This window comes from Methylobacterium sp. E-005 (assembly GCF_022829725.1).
Lineage (GTDB): Bacteria > Pseudomonadota > Alphaproteobacteria > Rhizobiales > Beijerinckiaceae > Methylobacterium.
In genome coordinates, this window is sequence record NZ_JAKSYG010000103.1 from 1 (window position 1) to 3,179 (window position 3,179).

Here is a 3,179-nt window from a genome sequence, read left to right on the forward strand (position 1 = left end):
AGATAGCCGCGGCTTCGGAGATGCCCGGCAGACTGAGAATTGCGTCTGCCGCAATCATCTCGACGGCGCCTACGACATCGTGGATGTCCTTGCTGCGAAGGACGCGATTGCACTGCTGCCGGAGGATCTGAGACCGGTGCGGATCAGGTTGGCCGTTCATTGAGTAGTCCCCACTGAGATCTGATCTGCTTCGGCGACGCGACGACGGGCTGTGAGATCTTCGGCAGAGTGCGCATCGGCTCCGCTCGCCAGCATCTGGCGGAGATCGCCACACAGCCGGCAGTTCAGGGTGATGTCCGTTCGGGTGATCGTGATCGCGCCGTTCAAAACCAGTCCCCCGTCAGCTTGCCGGTGAAGGGGCCGTATTCGGCGACGCGATCGGCCATGATGCGCTCGCGGCGCTCGGCCTCCAGTTTCTCCAGCCGCTCGCGCAGCGCCCGCGTGGTGAGCACGCAGGCGTCGATGTGATGCGACTTCCGGATGAGCTTGCCGCCGAGCTCGCGCACCCAGGCGTTCGCGTACATGTCCGCGCTGGCCTTCTCGTCCTTGGCCAGCTTCAACGCTGCGTCGCGTTCAGCCATGACCTTGTGCAGGTCGGCCTGCAGGCGGTCGATCTCGGCCTCCAGCTTGTCGAAGTGCTGCGAGGTTTCTTCGTCGGTGAACTGACGGATCTCAGCCTCGGAGCGCGGGACCGGTGCCGGCATGTGGCAGGCGTTCGGCTTCATGCCTCGGCTCCTGGTTGAAGCCGCGCGGTGCGCCGAGCACGCCACTGAGAGTTCTTGCTGAGCTTCGTCACGTCAGCGTGGTTGGCGTGAGCGCCGGAGGCGATGAGGCGCTGCATGGCCGCCCGGTGCTCGTCGGGCGTTGCCTCGTTGCGGAGGCCGTTGCAGTGCCGGCAGGCGATAGCGAGGTTGCTGATCGCAGCCGCCGAGCCTGCGCCGCATGTCGACGCCGAACATCGCCACCGAGTTTGTTGTGAAGGAATCGCTCTGATGGCTCTATCCGACGCCGTGAAGGCGGCGATCAGCCGGCTCCGCACCTTTTATGAGGGCACCAAGCCCTACAATGCCGCGACGAACCCGGGCGGCCTCCAGAACGATGGCCACCGCGTCAACTTCGTGCCGGCGCTCCAAGACGTCGGGGCGGTAGTCGCCGCCGCGGCAGACCTCGTTGATCAGGCCGCGGCCAATGCGGCCAACTCACCAAAAGCTCTGCGGGTCGATAGCGCGCAGTCCTTCGCCACTTCGGAGATCGCACAAGCTCTGATCAACATTGGGCTTTTGGCCGACAGCCTACCAATTACCGCCGCGCAGAAGAACAAGATCCTCGCCAATCTGGGCGCCGCGGCCATCCTCGCCGCTGCGGTTCAGAAGACCGGCGACACGATGAGCGGGTCGCTATCAATCGCCACCGCTGGGGGTGGTCTCCGCCTAGCGAACACGAACGCTTCTGATTGGCTGCTTCGAGGACTTACAACCAATCGGTTGCAGTTCTGTGATGGGGCCGCGACGGTAGAATATTTTTCGTTCGGCGTTGATGGGTCGATCTCGACAAGGCAGGTCGGCGATCTGGCCACGTACATCAATAATGTTGGCACCAACAATCAGAACGCGGCAGTCAATCGAAGCATCACGAGCGTTCGAATGGTATACGTTGGAGATCAAGATATCACCGTAGGATATAATGGTGGCATGCGTGAGGATTATGGCGCATCATTTGTCACCGGAAGATCTAGTATTACATCCGGCGATGGGAATGACATTATTCTTCGGGCGATGAGGTATCGACAGCTACAAATGTACACAGTCAATTCTGGCTGGTTTGCCAGTTACTATACGTGAGGGTGGCGGATGACGATCACGATCAAAGATCACGGCGTCTGGAACCTGTATGTGCCGGAGGTTCTACCCGACTGGGCGATTGAGGTTCTGGCCGGCGGCGTGCGCGCTGCCTTTAGCCGGCGGGACGGCGATGGGGTTGACTGGTACGAATACCGGATGACGCCCAACCGCTGGGCACCTGAATCGCTGGTGGCCACCACGCAGAGCTTCCCCGGCGTGGACGGCGAGACCGTGCAGGGCGTGTTCCGCGACTTCACCATGCCCTTTCCCATGGGCATGCGGGTGATCGAGATCCTGGGCGTGAGCGAGGACGACGAGAAGCCGCACAAGCTGTTTGAGCAGCAGCGGTTCGACCTCTCCACCCTGACCATCGCGCCATTCCCTGAGAAACCGGCAGCCGCCATCTCGGTCTCATCGGCGCAGGCCCTGATCCAGCTGTCCCGCATGCCACACGACGGCTCGGTGGTGCCCGGCGCCAAGAACCTCGCGGAGGCCACCGAGGCCCTCGTGGCGCAGTCCGGCGACTACGAGCTGAAGACGTGGTTCGCCCGCGCTCAGCGGTGGGTGATCACCAACCCGAACGTGCGGAAGATCGGCGCCGCCTTCGGTCTTAGCGACGACGAGATCCTGTCCGCTTTCCAGGCCGCCCAGCAGATCGCGGAATAGCTGCTCGATTTCGCCTCGCGCCACGCTGAGCCGGGCGAGCCCCACCACCCCTAAAAACCGAGGCCCACCATGACGCGCGTGCTCGTGGCGCTGGCGCTTGCCTGCGCGCTCATCTCGCCTGCCGCTGCGGTTCGGCGTCCACGCGGGCATTGCGTGCCGGTCTTCGTTGAGGGCGTCGGCACCGTCCGGGTCTGCCCGCCGCGCTCGCACGCGAGGCGGCCATGAACGCCTTGGCGACAGCGTCACGCGGGGCCTGCATGCGTCGGAGGATCATCTCCCGAACTCAGCACGGGACGCGCGACGCCAAGTCACTGAGCCGCCGGTTGAGAGCTTCAACGCCGGCGTTGAGGCACGGCGCACACTCGATGGCATCCTGCGTGAGGAGGATATCGGCGAGTCGCTGCATGGGCCGGATCGCGTCGTTCGGTTCCCGCGGTTCAGGATCGAGATGTTCGCCAAAATGGACCCGGCGAAGGTCGCGACCATCCTGGCGCTCGCCAGCCTCGAGCAGCACGAACTCGCCGCGCTCATCCGGCTCGCCCGCCGCGAAGCCGACCGCACGGGTCGGCCGAATCGATGCCGCGGAGCCCGACACGCAGGCCGTCGTCCCCAGGCTGGACCGTGAGGATGCCCTGGCGCCCCGCCAAGCCCACGGTTCGCGCGTAGGCCGGG

Annotated in this window: 4 protein-coding genes; 2 read left to right on the forward strand and 2 right to left on the reverse strand. The window is 64.2% G+C overall.

Annotation, left to right across the window (positions count from 1 at the left end):
• Window positions 1-323: 323 nt before the first annotated feature.
• A complete protein-coding gene (locus MKK88_RS12150) occupies window positions 324-725 on the reverse strand; it encodes a hypothetical protein (protein ID WP_243999978.1) in 402 nt (133 codons plus the stop codon).
• A 186-nt stretch (window positions 726-911) separates the two neighbouring features.
• Here MKK88_RS12150 and MKK88_RS12155 point away from each other — a divergent pair, with 186 nt between their 5' ends.
• Entirely contained in the window at window positions 912-1,841 is a 930-nt protein-coding gene (locus MKK88_RS12155) for a hypothetical protein (protein WP_243999980.1), read from the forward strand.
• A gap of 9 nt (window positions 1,842-1,850) precedes the next feature.
• Complete coding sequence (locus tag MKK88_RS12160; RefSeq protein WP_243999982.1) at window positions 1,851-2,507, forward strand: hypothetical protein; 657 nt, start codon at window positions 1,851-1,853, stop codon at window positions 2,505-2,507.
• 283 nt (window positions 2,508-2,790) lie between these two features.
• Here the strand turns inward: MKK88_RS12160 and MKK88_RS12165 are convergent, their stop codons facing one another.
• Window positions 2,791-3,102 carry a hypothetical protein gene (locus tag MKK88_RS12165; RefSeq protein ID WP_243999984.1) on the reverse strand — a complete coding sequence of 104 codons (312 nt, stop codon included), beginning with the start codon at window positions 3,100-3,102 and terminating at the stop codon, window positions 2,791-2,793.
• Window positions 3,103-3,179: the final 77 nt, after the last annotated feature.

What these genes read in the sequence shown, in the direction of transcription:
- MKK88_RS12160 (WP_243999982.1), top strand. Translation starts at nt 1,851, where the DNA reads ATGACGATCACGATCAAAGATCACGGCGTCTGGAACCTGTATGTGCCG.
- MKK88_RS12150 (WP_243999978.1), bottom strand. Translation starts at nt 725, where the DNA reads ATGAAGCCGAACGCCTGCCACATGCCGGCACCGGTCCCGCGCTCCGAG.